Raw genomic sequence first — 17,319 nt, 5'->3', positions numbered from 1 at the left:
TCCAGATTGTCGCGCTATACTTTGTCTATTTGCCAGAGGAGGACGCCTATCGCTGTCCAGCTGGAGAGCAACTGCCATATCGCTTTACGAGCGAGGAGGACGGCAAGCGGCTACGGCGCTACTGGACCACAGCCTGTCAAGATTGTTCGCTCAAATCGCAGCGCACGACAGGGCCAGAGCGGCGGATTCCACGATGGGAGCATGAGCATCTGCTCGACGCTGTGCAGCAGCGCCTTGATGCAAACCCACAAGCCGTGCGCCAGCGTCGCGAGACGGTCGAGCATCCGTTCGGCACGATGAAGGCCCGCATGGGAGCGACACACTTCCTCACCAAAACGCTTCCAAAAGTAGCCGCCGAGATGGCGCTCTCGGTCCTCGCCTACAATATGACACGGGTCATGAACATCGTCGGGACCAAGCCGTTGATGGCTGCGATCGTGGCCTGAGACCGAACCGGTCCTGGCTTCTCACAAACCTCCCTGGGAAAGGCGTTTTTACACGGCCAAGACCCACAGCGGATCTCAGACCATCGAGCTGCCCCTGAGGTAGTGGACAGGCTCGTTGACAGGTCGCAAAGCTCCGCCATATCGCCGTCAATGGTGCGTGATAGCATTCCGCTGAAGTCGAGCTACCGCCGGAAGGCGACGTACACAACCGGCCACGTAGCCGTTAAATCCGGGATCACCTCTCACAACCCGTAAGCCCATTGCGCGCGCCTCATCCTTGCAGCGCTCGACTTGGGCGCCGAACGCGGGATATTTTGCTACCGCGCAGGCCAATCGCATTCGGCCAGAAAGTGCCGCGCATTCCTGTGCATCGGCCGGCTTGGCGCCCGCGATCATGCAAAGCAGCAAAAGAACTCGGAAAGAGCGATGCATCTCAATTCCCAGAACTTGATTGAGACGGCATGAACTCTAGCTCAACCTTGAGTCGCAATCGAGTCTCGACGCGCTGACGGCAGAAAACGAGCGGAAGTCCCACAGTTGCGGGTAGACCGACGCGAATGACCCAATTCAGACATCGGCCTCTCACTGTTCATGTTCCAGCAGTCTTTGAATTGAGACGCCTCGACCAATTGTCGAGGCGCTCGTCGATTTCATATCGTCCGCCAACTAGCCCTTAGACGCTTGCCTCGCCCATTCGAGTGAACTCGCGTTTATCGGCACTGACTCGCTGATATCGACGACCGGAACGACATCAATGTCATTCCAGAAGTTGTACTTTGCCACGAAGGCGGTGATGGCTTTTGGGTCGTTGGCTTCGACCAAAACATAGCCCCCTCGTCCCGCCAAGTTCGCTACGAACGCGTGTATCATCAGCCCCTTCTCTTCATCCGGCGTCCACTTGCTGAACGCAGCAAGAAGCGATTGCGACCCTGCAAAGTTTTGGTCAAAGGAAAGGCCGGCAGTGCGGACTGTATATTCGAGCATGTATTTCATGAAACACCTCCTTCAAAACTGGACAGTGAGCCACGCGACCCATCTAATCTTAAGTGCGAGCGGTCGCGCAAGTGTTAGCAGCGGCGAGAGCGGTCATTGGTCGAGAAGTTGTCCGGTCATGGCCCATCGCATCGGTTGGCGCAGCGACATATCCAGAAATTCGGCGCAACCCGGAAGTCACCGTCAGAGGGCAAACCGACGCGATCGGCGCGTAGCGGTCCTGCGCGAATGGCGCGCCGTCGCGTGCGCCATTCGCTCCTACAATCGATTTCTTGCGAAAAAAAGAGCCTTAAGCCTTCAGGTCCGCGATCCGCATAATCGCGACCACGTTCCCATCATTGAACGCCTGCTCCTTTGTGTCCTTGTTGCAGGTCCAGACAAAATTCTTCTTGCCGGTAAAGGTCTTTTCGTCCTGCTCAAGCCGAAGCTCTCCTTCGGTGATATGGCAGATCATGGCATTCATCATCGGGGGCCCCATGGTCTTCGATCCCGGCTGCATGATGATGTCGCGCATTGAGACGGTCTTAAAACCCGGGATCAGCGATGGTGTCTCGCCATCATACTCACGCACCACCACACCTGGCCACGGAGTCGAGTCCTTGTAGCCCGAAGTTTGAGCGGCGGCGGGCTTTATCATGGCCGCCGTAGCCGCTGCCAACCCGAATGCCAATGCAGACCTTCGATCGATCTTGCTCATCGCTTTTCTCCTTAGGTTACTGCAACAAGCCGCCGCAAAAGCTGCGCGCGTGTGGATGTGAAATCGTGGTGTGAAACCGAAAAGGGGGCGGTCTCAGAGGGTAGCGTACCTGCCGACAGCGCTAGTACTGCTCGTTCGTCCCGAACGGTGACTTCGGCACATCCCGCTTCATGGGCAACCACATTCTACGAGACTGGACGCGCCCTAGAAATGGGTGTTTCGCCCAAGAGGCATAATGCCTCAGTTTGCTTAGGGCCTGAAGATCGGACCCGGTGTCAGCAACTTCACACTGCGACCAACTGAATACGCAAGTCAGTGTCACTGACTGGTCCTGCGGCTGGTCGCAGTAAGGGCGCGGCCACGACGTATTGGCGTCGAGTACGGAGGCGATCATGCTGCTCCCGCAGACGTCCAGAGTTGGCCCAAGGCCGACACGTAGCCATGTCGGCTTCAAAGTCGCCTTTGAGCAAAGCGAACGCGACGAATTTATGGGTGCACGCCATAGTCCCGAACGACGAATTTCGCCAAATTGCTCCCTGGGGTCATGCATTGCATATGCTCGGCCTGAATGATTCGAGACGCCCGCTTTGGCGGGCTCCTCACCATGAGGGTCTGATGTCTCGCCGCAAACGCGACCTCATCCTGAGGGCCCGCCGTAGGCGGGCGCCTCGAAGGATGGCCGCGGCGAACCTTCCTGCCACATTCGTCCGTGCGGACGCGGTGGCTTCTGACTTCAGATCTCCTTCTTCTGCATCGCGCCCGCGATGTAGTCCGCCTGCCGGATCGCCAGCGCGACGATGGTCAGGGTCGGGTTGCAGGCTGCGCCGCTGGTGAACTGGCTGCCGTCGGAGACGAACAAATTCTTGACGTCGTGGCTCTGTCCGAACTTGTTGACCACGCCGTCCCGCGGCTTCTCGCTCATCCGGTTGGTGCCGAGATTGTGCGTGCTCGGATAGGGCGGCGTCGGATAGGTCACGGTGGCGCCGACCGCATCGTACACCGCCGAGCCCTGCTTGTAGGCGTGAGCGCGCATCGCGATGTCGTTGGGATGATCGTCGAAATGCACGCTCGCGACCGGCTGGCCGAATTTGTCCTTCACGGTCGGGTCGAGTGTGATGCGGTTGGTCTCCTGCGGCATGTCCTCGCCGACCAGCCACATGCCGGCCATGCGCGGATAGCCGTCGAGCGCTGCGGTGAACGGGCGTCCCCAGGCGCCGGGATTGAGAAACGCCGCCATGAAGGGCAGGCCGAGCGACAGCGTCTCCATCTCGTAGCCGCCGACGAAGCCGCGCTTCGGATTGTTCGCCGCCTCGTCGCGGATGATGCCGGCCATGGTGGTGCCGCGATACATGTGCACCGATTTCTCGAACACGGCATAGACGCTGCCGGTCATGTGACGCATGTAGTTGCGGCCGACCTGTCCCGACGAATTGGCGAGGCCATCGGGGAACATGGTCGAGGCGCTGTTCAGCAGCAGCCGCGGACTTTCGATCGAGTTGCCGGCGACCGCGACGATGCGGGCCTTCTGACGCTGCATGGCGCCTTGCTCGTCGGCGTAAACCACGCCGGTGACCTTGCCGCTCGCATCGTGCTCGATCTTGACTGCCATGCTGCTCGGACGGACCTCCAGATTGCCGGTCGCCTCGCCCTTGGGGATCTCGGTGTAGAGCGTCGACCATTTCGCGCCGGACTTGCAGCCCTGGAAGCAGAAGCCGATCTGCTGGCAGGATCCGCGCCCGTCGCGCGGCTGGCTGTTGATCGCCATGTTGCCGGTGTGCACGGTCTTGTAGCCGAGCTTCTTCGCGCCGGCCTCGAGCACCTTGAAGTTATTGTTGCCGGGAAGTCCGGGAATGCCGTTGGTGCGGGTCACGCCCATCTTGTTCTCGGCCTTGGCGTACCACGGCTCCATCTCCGCGAGCGTGACCGGCCAGTCCAGCAGGTTGGCGCCGGGAATGTTGCCATAGGTGCTCTTGACCCTGAACTCATGCTCGTCGAAGCGCAGCGATGCGCCGGCCCAATGCACTGTGGAGCCGCCGACCGCCTTGACGATCCAGGCGGGAAGACCCGAAAAATCCTTGGCGACGCGCCATGTTCCCGATGTGGTGCGGGCATCGCTCCAGGCCAGCTGGGAAAAACTGTCCCACTCGTCGTTGATGAAGTCCTGGTTCTCGATCCGCGGACCAGCCTCGAGGATGACGACCTTGACACCCTTCTGCGCGAGCTCGTTGCCCAGCGTGCCGCCGCCGGCGCCGGAGCCGACGATCACCACAACGCCAGAGTCGTTCAGATCGAATTTTGCCATATGCGTTCTCCTGAACCGTTGGGGTGATCTTAAGCTTTCGGCAGCCAGTCGATGTCGGCAAAGCCGCGGTTGATGTAGCCGCCATGCTCGGCGGAGGAGCCCTCGTAGCCGAACCGCGGCCAGACCTCTTTCTGGTTGTAGAGCGATACGACGAGGTCGCCGCGTACCTTCTGGAAGAAGTCGCTCTGCTCGATCTCCTTCAGCAGCACGACGCGATCGGATTCCCAGGGGATTTCCGCGTAAGCCACCTTGTGGCGGTCGCGCGCGTTCTGGTCGAGCCTGCTGATGCCGTCGCTGATCAGCGCCTTGACCGCGGGATCCTTCGCCGCCTTGCCGTCCCACGGCTTGATCGCGGTGATGTAGTAGCTGTCGCCGAGGGCATCGTGCGGATAGATGTCGCGCGCGACCTTCAGCAGCGTCTTCATTGTCGCAGGTGTCAGCGCGCTCGCCTCGTCGGCCCAGGCGCCTTCGATGTTGACGGCGACGCCGGCCGCGACTGCAGCGACCGGCACGGCGGTCGCCGCGCCCTTGAGAAAGATGCGGCGGCTGTGCTTGCTTCGGCGATCGACTTCTCTCATGGGTTCCTCCGTCAATTGTGATTTGTGTTTTGGTCAGTTGAAACGTCCGCCGCGCTGGATCACCTCGATCTTGTAGCCATCGGGATCGCTGACGAAGAAGAAGCGCGCCAGCGTCCTGCCGTCGTGCATGAAGTCGCGCAGCGGTCCCGGCGCGAGTTGCTCGCGTTCGAAGCGCGCATGTTCGGCATCGAGGTCCTCGACCACCACGGCAAGGTGGCCGTAGCCGTCGCCGAGCGCGTACGGTTCCTTGCGATCGAAATTGACCGTCAGCTCCAGTTCGAAAGGCGAGGAGGGGTGACGCAGATAGATCAGGGCGAAATCCCCGAATTTCAGATGGTCGGCGACTTCGAGGCCGAAAGCGCGCCTGTAGAAATCGAGCGAGCGGGCCTCGTCGAGCACGCGGATCATGGAGTGGACCGGCTTTGCCATTCAGTTCAGCTCCTTCAGGAAGGCGATGATGGCGGCGCGCGTCTCCGGTTTCGCCTGCCGGTAGACCATAATCACGCCGGGAATGACGGCTTGCGGATTGCTCAGCCAAGCGTCGAGCCTGGCCTCGTCCCAGGCGAAGTCGGCTCTCGCGAGGCCGTCCGAGTAGTGAAACCCTTCGACCCTGCCGGCCGGCCGTCCCACGATTTTGACCAGCGGCGGGCCTTGCCGCATCGGTTCCGACAGGTTGGTGGTGTGGCACACCGCGCATTGCTGCTTGAACAGCGCCGCGCCGTCCGGCGGCTTTGCAGCCGGCAAGGGCATCTGCGCGTCAGCACCTCGCATCACCAGCATCACTGCGGTGCACAATCCCAGCACGATCGCGCGCATCGCCAAAGTCCGCTCATTCACATCAAATTCAGCGTGCGCAAACTGTAGGCGGCGTCACACATGCGATGGTAGTAGCGGGCTGTTTCGTTGCAGCCGTTGCGAGGCCGAACGTGGCGTTTGCGGCCCGCTGAGATGTTCCGCGCCGCCGCATATGAGGAGCACAATTCCGCGAAACCGCCGCGAAATCCCTCAACGATGACCACACGATCCGGATTGCATAGCGACCGCGCCGTTCGGCTCTCTGCGCGATGGGACGGTCCAGTCCAGGCGAACGGCGAAAAACACCAGCCGCTCATCGCGAACAAAATCCAGGAGAAATGGATGAAGTTAGTGAAGACCTCAGTGATCGCATGCGCGCTTTCGGCCTTGCTCGCGGGACCCGTTCTGGCGCAAGGCGTCTCGTCCGACACCAAGGCGCGTGGCGGCGTGCAGAGCAAGGGCGTCCAGGGCGGCGCAGCGGCAGGCGACGATGAGGAGATGAATGCGCAGCCGGGCGCAGCGGGCGAGAAGATGGGCATGAAGTCGACCAAGGGCACCAAGGGCTCGGCCGGCACCACAGGCAGCGCTACGCACAAAGGGACCGCAGACGATACCACGTCGGGCGGTGCCGCCCCAGGCAAGCGTTACTAGTCTTCCGCGAAACGACAGGCCTCCGGTCGCCCCCGCGGCCGGAGGTTATTTTGGCTGTCCGGGTTGCAATTCCGTGTCGAAAGGGCGCAAGCCGCCCCGGCGCACCGATGATGCCGCCGATCTACCCAAGATGTCAGACAGTTACGCAAACTCACAGGGCATAGCGCCGGCAATTGCCGCCTACTGTGCATGGGGTTGTTTTCGACTTTTTGTTTGGGCGGTCGTGAAGCGCGTCAGGCCGAACCTGATCGATCAGTCGTCGAAGCCGCGGCCGCGCTTTGCCTTGACGTCGCTGCGGTGCTTCTTGCCCTCGAGCCGGCGCTGCTTGGAGGCAAAGGTCGGCCGCGTCTTGCGCCGCGGCGTCGGCCGGACCATGGCCTCGCGCAGGATCTCGAGAAGGCGGTCGATGGCGTCCTGGCGATTGCGCTCCTGTGTGCGGAAGCGCTGCGCCTGGATCACGATGACGCCGTCCTTGGTCATGCGCTGGCCGGCGAGGCGGGCGAGGCGCAAGCGCGCATCCTCCGGCAAGGTCAGCTTGGTGGTGTCGAAGCGCAGTTGCGCCGACGTCGCGACCTTGTTGACGTTCTGCCCGCCGGGCCCGGAGGCGCGGACGAAGCCGATCTCGATATCGTCCTCGTCGATGACGAGATCGCGGGATATCCGCAGCATGGTGGCACCATTCGTGATGCCCGGACATATCCCGGACATCCAGGTTCGGCAATGGCGCCAGAAACGCAAATGGCCGGGCGAGCCCGGCCATTTCAGGACGCGTAGGGAAGGCGTCAGTTCGAAATTCAGTTCGACTTGGGCACCGCTGCCGCCGGTTGCGCGGCGGCTTGGGGCGCGCGGCCGACGACGACGGTCAACAGCCCCTGGCCCCACAGGCGCTTGGCGGCCGTCTTGGCGTCATCAAACGTCACCGCATCGACGATCGCGTTGCGCTTCTCGATGTAGTCGATCGGCAGCTTGTCCTGCTGGTACTGCAGCAGCGCCTGCGCGAGCTTGGAGGAGGTATCCAGCGCCAGCATCTGCGAGCCCTTGAGATAGGACTTGGCCTCGTTGAGCTCCTTCTGCGTCGGGCCCTCGTCGGCGATGCGGCGCACCTCCTTCTCGATGGCATCGATGGTGTCGCCGGCACGGTCGGCGCGCGTGCCGGTGTTGCCGATGAAGACCGCCGAATGCTCCATCCACAGCAGGGACTCGAACACCGAATAGGCCAGTCCGCGCTTCTCGCGGACCTCGCGATAGAGCCGGGAGGACAATCCGCCGCCGCCGAGGATGTGGTTGACGACATAGGCCGCCATGAAGTTCGGATCGCTGCGCTTCACGCCGGGACCGCCGAAGGTGATCACCGTCTGCGGCACGTCGAGCGCCACGAAGGCGCGCTGCGGCGGCTTGGCGGCCTCGATGTCGGGCACCGGCACGAGGTTGGCCTTGGCGGGGAGCGCGCCGAAGGTCTGGTCGAGCAGCTTGCCGAGCGTTGCCGGATCGACGTCGCCGACCACCGCGACCTTCAGTCCGTCCTTGGCAAGCACGCGGCCGACATAGTCCTTCATGTCGGCGACCGTGATGGTCGGCACGCTGTCGAGGTTGCCGTTGGTCTGCCGGCCATAGGGATGATCGCCGAAGGCGACCTCGAGGAATTTGCGGCTCGCCAGCGATGACGGATTGGTGGTCTCGCGGCGCAGCCCCGAGATGACCTGCGAGCGGATGCGCTCGACGTCGGCAGCCTCGAAATGCGGCGAGGTCAGAGCCATCCGCAACAGGTCGAAGGCTTCGTCCTTGTTGTCGCGCAGCATGCGCAGGCTGCCGCGGAAGCTATCGCGGGTGGCGCTGAAGGACAGCTCGATGGCGCGACGGTCCAGACGCTCGTGGAACGTCTTGGAGTCGAGATCGCCGGAGCCTTCGTCGAGGAGGTCGCCGACCAGATTGGCGACGCCAGATTTGTCCTTGGGATCCTGGGCCGAGCCGCCGGCAAAGGAATATTCCATGGCGATCAGCGGCACGGTCGCATCCTGCACGAACCAGGCCTCGATGCCGCCCGGCGAGATCAGGTGCTGGATCTTTGCGGCCGCCTGTGACGGTGAGATCGTGGCCAGCGTGAGCACCGCGCCGGTGGCAACGGACAATGCGATGCGCCGCGCGCGCGAGAAAGCAAAAGGATAGGTCACGAACGCTTCTCCTCGCGCTTGGTGCTAGCTGTGTCCTTGATCAGATAGCCCGTTACCGAACGCTTCTTCTCGAACCATTTCTGTGCGACGGCGCGAACCTGTTCGGCGGTGACCGCGCGGATGCGGTCCGGCCAGCTTCTGATGTCCTCGATCGACAGGCCCGTGCTCAGCGCGCCGCCATACCAGCGCGCCAGCACCGCCTGGTTGTCCTGGGCGTAGATCGCTTCCGCGATGAGCTGGGTCTTGACCCGCTCCAGGTCCTCGGCGCGGACCGGGTTCTGCGCAAGGTCGGCAATGACGCCGTCGACCACCTGCTCGACCTCGGCAAAGCTAACGCCGGATTTCGGCGCGGCCGAGATCGCGAACTGGGTCGGATCGAGCGAGATGCTTGAATAGCTAGCGTTGGCGGAGACCGCGAGCGGCTTGTCGACGACGAGGGCGCGGTAGAGATAGGAATTGCTGCCGCTGCCCATCAACTGCGCCAGCACGTCGAGGGCGGCGCTCTCGCCGGCTGCGGCGGTCGCGGCCGAGGGCACCAGATAGTAGCGCCGCACGCTGGGTTGCTCGACGCGCGGATCCGATAGTGTGACGGTGCGCGGCGCGGCCGGATCCGGCTCCTGCGGGCGGATGCGCCGCGCCGGGATCGCCGGCTGGGCTGCAATCGGCCCGAAATTGCGCTCGACCAGCGGACGGATTTCGGCGGCCTCGACGTCGCCGGCGATGACCAGGATGGCGTTGTTGGGCGCGTAGAAGCGGCGGTAGAAGGCGAGCGCATCCTCGCGGTCGAGCTTCTCGATCTCCTGGTGCCAGCCGATCACGGGCCGGCCGTAGGGATGGTTGAGATAGAGCGCCGCCATGATCTGCTCGTTCAGCCGCGCGTCGGGATTGTTGGCGACGCGCATGTTGTACTCTTCGAGCACGACGTCGCGTTCCGGCAGCACGTTCTCGTCCTTGAGGATCAGGCCGGTCATGCGGTCGGCCTCGAACTCCATCATGGTCGGCAGCTGCTCGCGCGGCACCCGCTGGTAATAGTTGGTGTAGTCGACTGAGGTGGAGGCGTTCTCGTTGCCGCCGACGCGAAGCACGGTCTGGGAGAATTCGCCGACCGGGTGCTTGTCCGTACCCTTGAACATCAGGTGCTCGAGGAAGTGGGCGAGCCCGGACTTGCCCGGTGTCTCGTCCGCCGAGCCGACCTTGTACCAGATCATCTCCGTGACCACGGGGGTGCGGTGGTCCGGGATCACCACGACCTGGAGGCCGTTGTTGAGCGTGAAGCTGGCGGGCGGGGCCGATGTCACCGTGGTCTGGGCGAGGGCAGCGCCGGCCGAAAGGACACTCGTCGAAAGCAGCGCGGCAAGGAGGCGGGCAGCCGATCGGTAAGGGGACATCATGATCCTTATGAAAAGCCGAGCACGGATGTCCGGCTCGGAGGCACGGCATCGTACACCGTGCGGCTGACGCTTCGCGTCACGAAGCAGGGAACGTCAATTAACTCGAAGCAATCATGGGCCAAGCAATCATGGGCCAAGCGATCTTGGGCCACGTCCGCCCGCACGGACCGGGATCGTCCGGTTCGCGCCTCGAACCTTGCCGCGGGACAGGAGCGTTATTGCTCCTTCTCCTTGCCGGACATGACGTCGAAGTAAGTTCGCTTCGAATTATCCGGCCCGGAGCCGTAGGCATAGTTCGGCGACGGCGTCTGATATCCCGGCGGAGGTTCCACCAGCGATTGGCGAGGCGGCTCCGACGTGAACTGCTTGGACTCGGGGTCGCTCCCTTTGAAGAGCTTCCACAGGCCGCCAGTATATCCGAGTTGGGCGGGGCTGAGCGTCGGGTTATTGGTGCTGTTGCCGGGCTGGACCGGGTCGTTGCTCTGACGGGACGGTGCGGCCGTCCTGGCCGCGTTCATCTCGCTCGGCGACAGCGGCCGGCCGGCCTGCCAGTTCTCCGTCGCTTTGGTCGCTTTCTTCCGCGCGGCGATGGCCTCCTTGCGGCGCTTCTCGTCGGGATCCTTCGGCCAGTTCGGCGCAGCGTTGGCCTCGGTCGCAGCCGGCGGCGGCAGGTCGAGCTTGGGCGGCACGACGAGCGGCGAGCGCTCGCGGTATTCGATGCCGGGCTTCTCCATGCTCTTGCCACCGAGGCCGGACATCAGATTGTCGATGAGCTTCTCTTCGAAGGTCATGTCGTCATCGTCCTCGTCGTCGCCGGCGCGGGCTGCGCCCGCCGACATGACCAGACCGACGCCGAGCGCGACAGCGGACAATTTCAATGCTCGCCAGAACCCCTGCCGGGGATCTCGAACCATCGAAACGCTGGTCTCGGAGCTGCGCATCACTGTACCTGTTCCAAATTGTGGCAGATGACCGCGCCGCGCGCGGCCGACCCCGTAGGGCAAGGTTCCGCCTGCCGGCCCGTATCAGCCGGGATCAGGGCGCTTTTGCGGCGGGTACCCCCAGAAAGGAATCATACAATAGCGCCGCCACGCCAGCAACGATGGCCACGTCGGCGAGGTTAAAGACGTACCAGTTAAAGGTATTTCCGCCGATCTCGACGTGAAACAGGGCGAAATCGACCACCGCGCCATAGGCGAGGCGATCAATACTGTTGCCGATGGCGCCCCCGATGATCAGCCCCAGCGCGACGGTCGCAAGGAAGGTGTGCGACCGGGCCATCCAGATCGCCAGCGCAACCACCGCGATGGCCTTGACCGCCATCAGCGCGAGCTGCGCCGCCTGGCTGTCGTTCTGGAGCCAGCCGAAGCTGATCCCGATGTTCCAGGCCAGCACCAGGTCGAAAAACGGCGTCACCTTCACCGCGCCGCGACGGGCGAGGTCGAACACGTTCAGCAGCCAAAGCTTTGAGGCCTGGTCGAGGACGACCGTGACCAGGGCCGAGATGATGCCGGCGCGGAGGGGTGTCATGACTAGAGATCAGACCTCCACCCCCAGCGCCTTCCATTCGCGCAGCGCCTTGGCGTCGCGCGGGGTGACGTCGGGATATTCTGGGTCTTCGCCGACCGTCGGCGAAATCTTCCAGGAGCGGGCGCATTTGGTGCCTTGCGCCTTCTCCACCACGACGGCGACGCCGGCAACGGCATCGAGACGGAACGCGCCCGCCGGCACCTCATCCTCGCGCACCTCGTAGTTCGAGGTGATGCAGATCTCGGCGAGATCGGTATTGAACAGCGTCGCCAGCATGTTGCGGTCGGCGATATAGATCACCGGCGAGGCCTCGAGCGACGAGCCGATATTCTTGGCGGCGCGTTCGAGCTCGAGCGCACCGGTGACGACGCGGCGCACGTTGCGGATCGCCTCCCATTTCGCGGCGAGTTTCTCGTCGCGGAGCTTTTCGAGGCCTTCCGGGAACTGAGTCAGATGCACCGAAGGCTCGGCATCAGGCCTGTACATCCGCCAGGCTTCCTCCGCAGTGAAGCTCAGGACCGGCGCCAGCCATTTCAGGATCGCGTTGCAGAGCTGATCGATCGTGGTCAGCGCCGCCTTGCGCGTCAGCGACGACGGCGGATCGCAATAGAGCGTGTCCTTGCGGATGTCGAAATAGAATGCGGAGAGCTCGCTGTTCAGGAAGGCGGACAGCGTCGCCACCACCGTCTTGTAGTCGAATTCCTGATAGGCCTTGCGGATGGTGGCGGCTCGCACCGCGAGCTCGTGCAGCATCAGCCGTTCGAGCTCCGGCATCTCGGCGAGCGCGACCGCGTCAGCGGGCTTGTAATGATGCAGCGTGCCGAGCATCCAGCGCACGGTGTTGCGCAGCTTGCGATAGGTCTCGACCGTGTTCTTCAGGATCTCCGGACCGATGCGCTGGTCGTCGGTGTAGTCGCAGGCGGCGACCCAGAGCCGCAAAATGTCGGCGCCGGATTCCTTGATGACGACCTGCGGCTCGATGGTATTGCCGAGCGACTTCGACATCTTGCGGCCGTGCTCGTCCTGGGTAAACCCGTGCGTCAGCACGATGTCGTAGGGCGCCCGGCCGCGCGTGCCGCAGCTTTCCAGCAGCGAGGAGTGGAACCAGCCGCGATGCTGGTCCGAGCCTTCGAGGTACATCACGGTGTCCTTGCCACCGTCGACCTTGCGCTTGATGCCGGCAAGGCCGGGGAAGTGCACGGGATCTTCGAGCACGAAGGCATGCGTGGAGCCGGAATCGAACCAGACGTCGAGAATGTCGTCGATCTTCTGCCAGTCTTCGTTCGCACGCGCGCCCAGGAACCGCTCGCGCGCGCCTTGCGCGTACCAGGCGTCGGCGCCTTCCTTTTCGAAGGCTTCGCCGATGCGGGTGTTGACGGCCTCGTCCTGAAGGATCTCGGCGGAGCCGTCGCCCTTCTCGCGGACGAACACGGCGATTGGCACGCCCCAGGCGCGCTGGCGCGAGATCACCCAGTCGGGGCGCGATTCGATCATGCCGTTGATGCGGTTCTCGCCCGAGGGCGGCACCCATTGCGTGACCGAGATCGCGTGCAGCGCGCGCGCGCGCAACGTGTCGCCGGATTTGGAGGCAATATCCGTAGCCCCGGGCTTGCCCGGGTCGTCCACAATAGGCTTGTCCATTGCGATGAACCATTGCGGCGTGTTGCGGAAGATCACCGGCTTCTTGGAGCGCCAGGAATGCGGATATTGGTGCTTCAGCCGGCCGCGCGCGAGCAGCATGCCTTTTTCGACAAGCGCCTTGATCACGGCCTCATTGGCCTCGCCCTTCTCGCCCTTGTCGTTGATGACACGTTTTCCGACGAAGCCAGGGGCATGATCTGTGTAGGCGCCGTTCTCGTCGACCGTGTAAGGGATCGCCGTCTTGATGCCGCGGGCATCGAGATCGCGCGCCTGCGCCGTCCAGGCATCGAAGTCCTCGCGGCCATGGCCGGGCGCCGTATGCACGAATCCGGTGCCGGTATCGTCGGTGACATGGTCGCCCGGGAGCAGCGGCACGATGAACTCGTAGCCGCCGGCAAGGCCCTTGAGGGGATGGGCGCATTCGATCGCGTCCATGGTGTCGCTAGGAATGTCGCGAACTCTCTCAAAGTCCGTCACGCGCGCCTGCTTGAACACCTCTTCGGCGAGCGCATCGGCGAGGATCAGGAGATCGCCGGTCTTGGTCCAATTGTCGGCCGGCGCGTCTGTCACCTTATAAAGGCCGTAGGCGATCTTCGGCGAGAACGAGATGGCGCGGTTGCCCGGCAGGGTCCAGGGCGTGGTGGTCCAGATCACGACGCTTGCGGAGGCGAGCGCGCCATGTGCAGGCGAGGTGACCGGGAATTTCACCCACACCGTATCGGAGGTGTAGTCCTCGTATTCGACCTCGGCTTCTGCGAGCGCGGTCTTCTCGACCACGCTCCACATCACCGGCTTGGAGCCGCGGTAGAGCGTGCCGTTGGCCGCGAACTTCATCAGTTCGCGCGCGATCTGGGCTTCGGCGGGATACGTCATCGTGGCGTAGGGATGGTCCCAGTCGCCGATCACGCCGAGGCGCTTGAACTCCTCGCGCTGCACGCCGAGCCAGTGCGTCGCGTAGGCGCGGCATTCCTTGCGGAAATCGATCATCGCGGCACTGTCGCGGAAGTCGGGCTTCTGCTTGCCCTTCTTGCGATAGTGCTCCTCCTCGACCTTCCATTCGATCGGCAGGCCGTGGCAGTCCCAGCCCGGAACGTAGTTGGAATCGAAGCCGAGCATCTGCTGGCTCTTGGTGACGAGATCCTTCAGGATCTTGTTCAGCGACGTGCCGATATGGATGTTGCCGTTGGCATAGGGCGGGCCGTCATGCAGCACGAACTTGTCCCGGCCCTTTGCGCTCTCGCGCAGCTTCTCGTAGAGCCCGATCTCGTGCCAGCGCTTGAGGATCTCCGGCTCGCGCTGCGGCAGGCCGGCGCGCATCGGGAATTCCGTCTGCGGCAGGAACAGGGTTTTCGAATAGTCTTTGGCGTCGGACTTTTGCGGCTTTTCGGACATGAGGCTGACTGGCTCGGAAGGGGCGCGGAAAATGGATAGCGACTGGAATCGCGAGGTGAAACGACAACATCCCGGTCTTGCGCCGAGCCGGAGCTCAGGCGGAAGCCGGGCCGCTAATCCCTATGGTGCGCCGCGCAAACATGGGCTCTCCATAGCAGCCGGGCCGGGGAAGCGCAAAGGCCCGGCAGGCCGGTTTTGAGCCTCAATCGATGACGCCAAGCCGCGGAAACGCGTCCGGCGCGGCCGCCAGCATGGCGCGGGCGCGGGCGGAGTCGTCGTCCATCCGGCGGATCAGGGCTTCGAGACTGTCGAATTTCAGCTCATCGCGGATAAAGCCGATAAAGGCGCAGTCCAGCGCCTGCCCGTAAAGGTCGCCCTTGAAATCGAACAAGAAGATCTCCAGCAGCGGCGCGCCATTGTCGAAGGTCGGACGGCGGCCGAAACTTGCGACCCCGTCCAGGCGCTCGGCGCCGCGGCCGACCCGCACCGCATAGACGCCATGCTTCAGGCCGCAATTGGCGTCCAACCGGATATTGGCGGTGGGATAACCGAGGTCGCGGCCGCGCTTTTCGCCGTGGATGACCTTGCCGGTGATGAACCAGGGCGCGCCCAGCATGGCGGTGGCTTCGTCGAGCAGCCCCTCGGCGAGCGCGATCCGGATAGCGCTGGAGGAGACCGGCCGTTCGTCGATATCGACGTGCGGCTGGACGTCGACCTCGATGCCGAGCCGGGGCGCCTCGTTGACGAGGAGGCTCGGTGAGCCGACCCGGCCCTTGCCGAAATGGAAGTCGTAGCCGACGGCGATGCCGCTCACCCCGAGGCGCCCGATCAGGTCATGGTGAATGAAGTCTTGCGCAGTGGTCCCGGCGCGGGACTTGTCGAAGGTCATGACCACGGCGCCGGCAAGCCCGGTGCCGGCCAGCAGCCGCAGCTTCGCCGGCTCGTCCGTCAGGCGGAACTGGGGGGTGTTGGGGCTAAAAAACCGGCGCGGATGCGGCTCGAAGGTCAATGCCAGCGCAGGGCGGCCATGCACCCGGCCCATTTCAAGGGCGGCCGCGATCACCGCGCGATGGCCGAGATGAACGCCGTCGAAATTGCCCATGGCGACCACGGCCCCCCGCGGAATCGCGGAATCCGGCGTGGTGTCGCGGATAACGGTAAAATGCGGGGCCATCAGGGGAATTTCTCGAACCGGCAGGACGGGCCGGGACCGTGGCGTGACCGGCCGGATGAAGTCAAGCGGGCGGATGTGCCGGCATCGAACACGATTTCAATCCTTACTGGGCCCCTCCAATTAACGCGCTGTTTAACGCCTTGGTGCTAGTCCTTGACCGTGGAACCGCTGGGCTCCGTCCCGGCAGGTCCGATCGTAATATTCCTTGGTTTGCGTTTGGGGGAGTCGAGATGGCGGTTGATTTGTCGATGCCGGTTCTGGTGGTGGACGACTACAGCACCATGATCCGTATCATCAGGAATCTGCTGAAGCAGCTTGGCTTTGACAACATCGACGATGCCAGCGATGGCTCGGCGGCGCTCAACAAGATGCGTGGCAAGAAATACGGGCTTGTGATCTCCGACTGGAACATGGAGCCGATGACGGGTTATGACCTCCTGCGCGAAGTGCGGGCCGATCCCAACCTCGCCACCACGCCCTTCATCATGATCACGGCGGAATCCAAGACCGAGAACGTGATCGCGGCCAAGAAGGCCGGGGTGAATAACTATATCGTCAAGCCGTTCAACGCGGCAACGCTGAAGACCAAGATCGAGGCGGTCTTCCCGGACATGGCGAGCGCGTAAAGCGCTCGAAGCCGTGAGGTGAATTCGGAATGCCCGGGCGCTTGTCCCGGGCTTTTTGCGCTGGGCTAAGCAGTCACCACTTCAATTCGCGCATCAGCGCCTTCGGCGGATGGCCGAACAATTCCGCCACGGAAGCCGGATCGAGCTGGTCGAGGCCTTCGAATTCCTCGGAATGGATGCCGCGGGTGACGAACAGGCAGTCGATGCCGAATTCGCGCGCGCCGGTGAGGTCGGTACGGACGGAATCGCCGATCGCCAGCACGCGTCTGCGGTCGATCTGGTGGCCCTGGCGTTCGCCGGCAAGCGCCATCGCACGCTCGTAGATCGGCCGGTGCGGCTTGCCGTAGAAAATCACTTCGCCGCCAAGCTCGCGATAGAGCTCGGCGATCGCGCCGGCGCAATAGATCAGTCGGTCGCCGCGCTCCACTACGATGTCGGGATTGGCGCAGATCAGCGTCAGCTTGCGCTCGCGCGCCTTGAGCATCATGCCGCGATAGTCTTCCGCCGTCTCGGTCTCGTCGTCATAGAGGCCGGTACAGACGATGTAGTCGGCCTCTTCCATCGGCGCGAGCATGGCATCGAGGCCGCGATAGATCGAGTTGTCGCGCTCGGGGCCGAGCCAGAACATCTTGCGCCCGGGATGATCGGCGACATAGAGGCGCGTCAGGTCGCCCGAAGAGACGATCGCGTCATAGGTCTCGTCGGCGACGCCAAGCTTGCGCAATTGCCGCTGCACGGAGTCGGCGGGACGTGGCGCATTGGTGATCAATATCACCGTACCGCCGTGGCTGCGATAGGTGTGCAGCGCCTCGCAGGCCTCGGGGAAGGATTCCAGGCCGTTGTGGACCACGCCCCAGATGTCACTGAGCACGACGTCCACACCGCCCACGAGCTCACGCAGGCTTTCGGCGAAATGCAGCGTCGTCATGATG

General features: G+C 63.4%; 17 protein-coding genes. 3 read left to right on the top strand and 14 right to left on the bottom strand.

Annotated elements, in window-relative coordinates:
• Window positions 1–446, top strand: a 446-nt coding sequence (locus FXV83_RS38935; RefSeq protein WP_148745322.1) for a transposase, incomplete at its 5' end; no start/stop codon positions are given.
• A 666-nt stretch (window positions 447–1,112) separates the two neighbouring features.
• Here FXV83_RS38935 and FXV83_RS38930 read toward each other — a convergent pair.
• The 6 genes from FXV83_RS38930 to FXV83_RS38905 form a co-directional block, all read right to left on the bottom strand.
• Window positions 1,113–1,439 (bottom strand): DUF3303 domain-containing protein, encoded by a 327-nt coding sequence (locus tag FXV83_RS38930; RefSeq protein WP_148745321.1) that lies wholly within the window; start codon window positions 1,437–1,439, stop codon window positions 1,113–1,115.
• Between the two features lie 289 nt (window positions 1,440–1,728).
• The gene (locus tag FXV83_RS38925; RefSeq protein ID WP_148745319.1) at window positions 1,729–2,136 is read right to left on the bottom strand and encodes a hypothetical protein; all 408 of its coding nucleotides are present in this window, start codon (window positions 2,134–2,136) and stop codon (window positions 1,729–1,731) included.
• A gap of 733 nt (window positions 2,137–2,869) precedes the next feature.
• Window positions 2,870–4,438, bottom strand: coding sequence for a GMC family oxidoreductase (locus FXV83_RS38920; RefSeq protein WP_148745317.1), 1,569 nt, complete (start codon window positions 4,436–4,438; stop codon window positions 2,870–2,872).
• Window positions 4,439–4,467: 29 nt separating this feature from the next.
• Entirely contained in the window at window positions 4,468–5,016 is a 549-nt protein-coding gene (locus tag FXV83_RS38915) for a gluconate 2-dehydrogenase subunit 3 family protein (protein ID WP_148745315.1), read from the bottom strand.
• 33 nt (window positions 5,017–5,049) lie between these two features.
• Entirely contained in the window at window positions 5,050–5,445 is a 396-nt protein-coding gene (locus tag FXV83_RS38910; RefSeq protein WP_148745313.1) for a VOC family protein, read from the bottom strand.
• Entirely contained in the window at window positions 5,446–5,832 is a 387-nt protein-coding gene (locus FXV83_RS38905; RefSeq protein WP_148745311.1) for a c-type cytochrome, read from the bottom strand.
• Between the two features lie 321 nt (window positions 5,833–6,153).
• Here FXV83_RS38905 and FXV83_RS38900 point away from each other — a divergent pair, with 321 nt between their 5' ends.
• Window positions 6,154–6,462, top strand: a complete 309-nt coding sequence (locus FXV83_RS38900; RefSeq protein ID WP_148745309.1) for a hypothetical protein — start codon at window positions 6,154–6,156, stop codon at window positions 6,460–6,462.
• Between the two features lie 252 nt (window positions 6,463–6,714).
• Here the strand turns inward: FXV83_RS38900 and arfB are convergent, their stop codons facing one another.
• The 7 genes from arfB to FXV83_RS38865 form a co-directional block, all read right to left on the bottom strand.
• On the bottom strand, window positions 6,715–7,131 hold the full coding sequence (arfB, locus tag FXV83_RS38895) for an alternative ribosome rescue aminoacyl-tRNA hydrolase ArfB (RefSeq protein ID WP_148745307.1): 417 nt from the start codon (window positions 7,129–7,131) through the stop codon (window positions 6,715–6,717).
• Window positions 7,132–7,256: 125 nt separating this feature from the next.
• Complete coding sequence (locus FXV83_RS38890) at window positions 7,257–8,633, bottom strand: M16 family metallopeptidase (RefSeq protein ID WP_148745305.1); 1,377 nt, start codon at window positions 8,631–8,633, stop codon at window positions 7,257–7,259.
• On the bottom strand, window positions 8,630–10,021 hold the full coding sequence (locus FXV83_RS38885; protein ID WP_148745303.1) for a M16 family metallopeptidase: 1,392 nt from the start codon (window positions 10,019–10,021) through the stop codon (window positions 8,630–8,632). The genes FXV83_RS38890 and FXV83_RS38885 overlap by 4 nt, the downstream gene beginning before the upstream one ends.
• A gap of 218 nt (window positions 10,022–10,239) precedes the next feature.
• Entirely contained in the window at window positions 10,240–10,965 is a 726-nt protein-coding gene (locus tag FXV83_RS38880) for a hypothetical protein (RefSeq protein ID WP_187436466.1), read from the bottom strand.
• Window positions 10,966–11,059: 94 nt separating this feature from the next.
• Window positions 11,060–11,554 carry a signal peptidase II gene (gene lspA / locus FXV83_RS38875; protein WP_148745299.1) on the bottom strand — a complete coding sequence of 165 codons (495 nt, stop codon included), beginning with the start codon at window positions 11,552–11,554 and terminating at the stop codon, window positions 11,060–11,062.
• A 9-nt stretch (window positions 11,555–11,563) separates the two neighbouring features.
• Complete coding sequence (gene ileS / locus FXV83_RS38870) at window positions 11,564–14,587, bottom strand: isoleucine--tRNA ligase (protein WP_148745297.1); 3,024 nt, start codon at window positions 14,585–14,587, stop codon at window positions 11,564–11,566.
• A 202-nt stretch (window positions 14,588–14,789) separates the two neighbouring features.
• Complete coding sequence (locus FXV83_RS38865; protein WP_148745295.1) at window positions 14,790–15,761, bottom strand: bifunctional riboflavin kinase/FAD synthetase; 972 nt, start codon at window positions 15,759–15,761, stop codon at window positions 14,790–14,792.
• A 230-nt stretch (window positions 15,762–15,991) separates the two neighbouring features.
• Here FXV83_RS38865 and FXV83_RS38860 point away from each other — a divergent pair, with 230 nt between their 5' ends.
• Window positions 15,992–16,387 carry a response regulator gene (locus FXV83_RS38860; RefSeq protein ID WP_027551917.1) on the top strand — a complete coding sequence of 132 codons (396 nt, stop codon included), beginning with the start codon at window positions 15,992–15,994 and terminating at the stop codon, window positions 16,385–16,387.
• A 73-nt stretch (window positions 16,388–16,460) separates the two neighbouring features.
• On the opposite strand, the gene FXV83_RS38855 is transcribed toward FXV83_RS38860, so the two are convergent.
• Window positions 16,461–17,315, bottom strand: coding sequence for a TIGR01459 family HAD-type hydrolase (locus tag FXV83_RS38855; RefSeq protein ID WP_148745293.1), 855 nt, complete (start codon window positions 17,313–17,315; stop codon window positions 16,461–16,463).
• Between the last annotated feature and the right edge of the window lie 4 nt (window positions 17,316–17,319).

Origin of the sequence: Bradyrhizobium hipponense (genome assembly GCF_008123965.1) — a bacterium.
Taxonomy (GTDB): Bacteria; Pseudomonadota; Alphaproteobacteria; order Rhizobiales; family Xanthobacteraceae; genus Bradyrhizobium; species Bradyrhizobium hipponense.
This window is presented reverse-complemented; position numbering and strand designations above follow the sequence as displayed.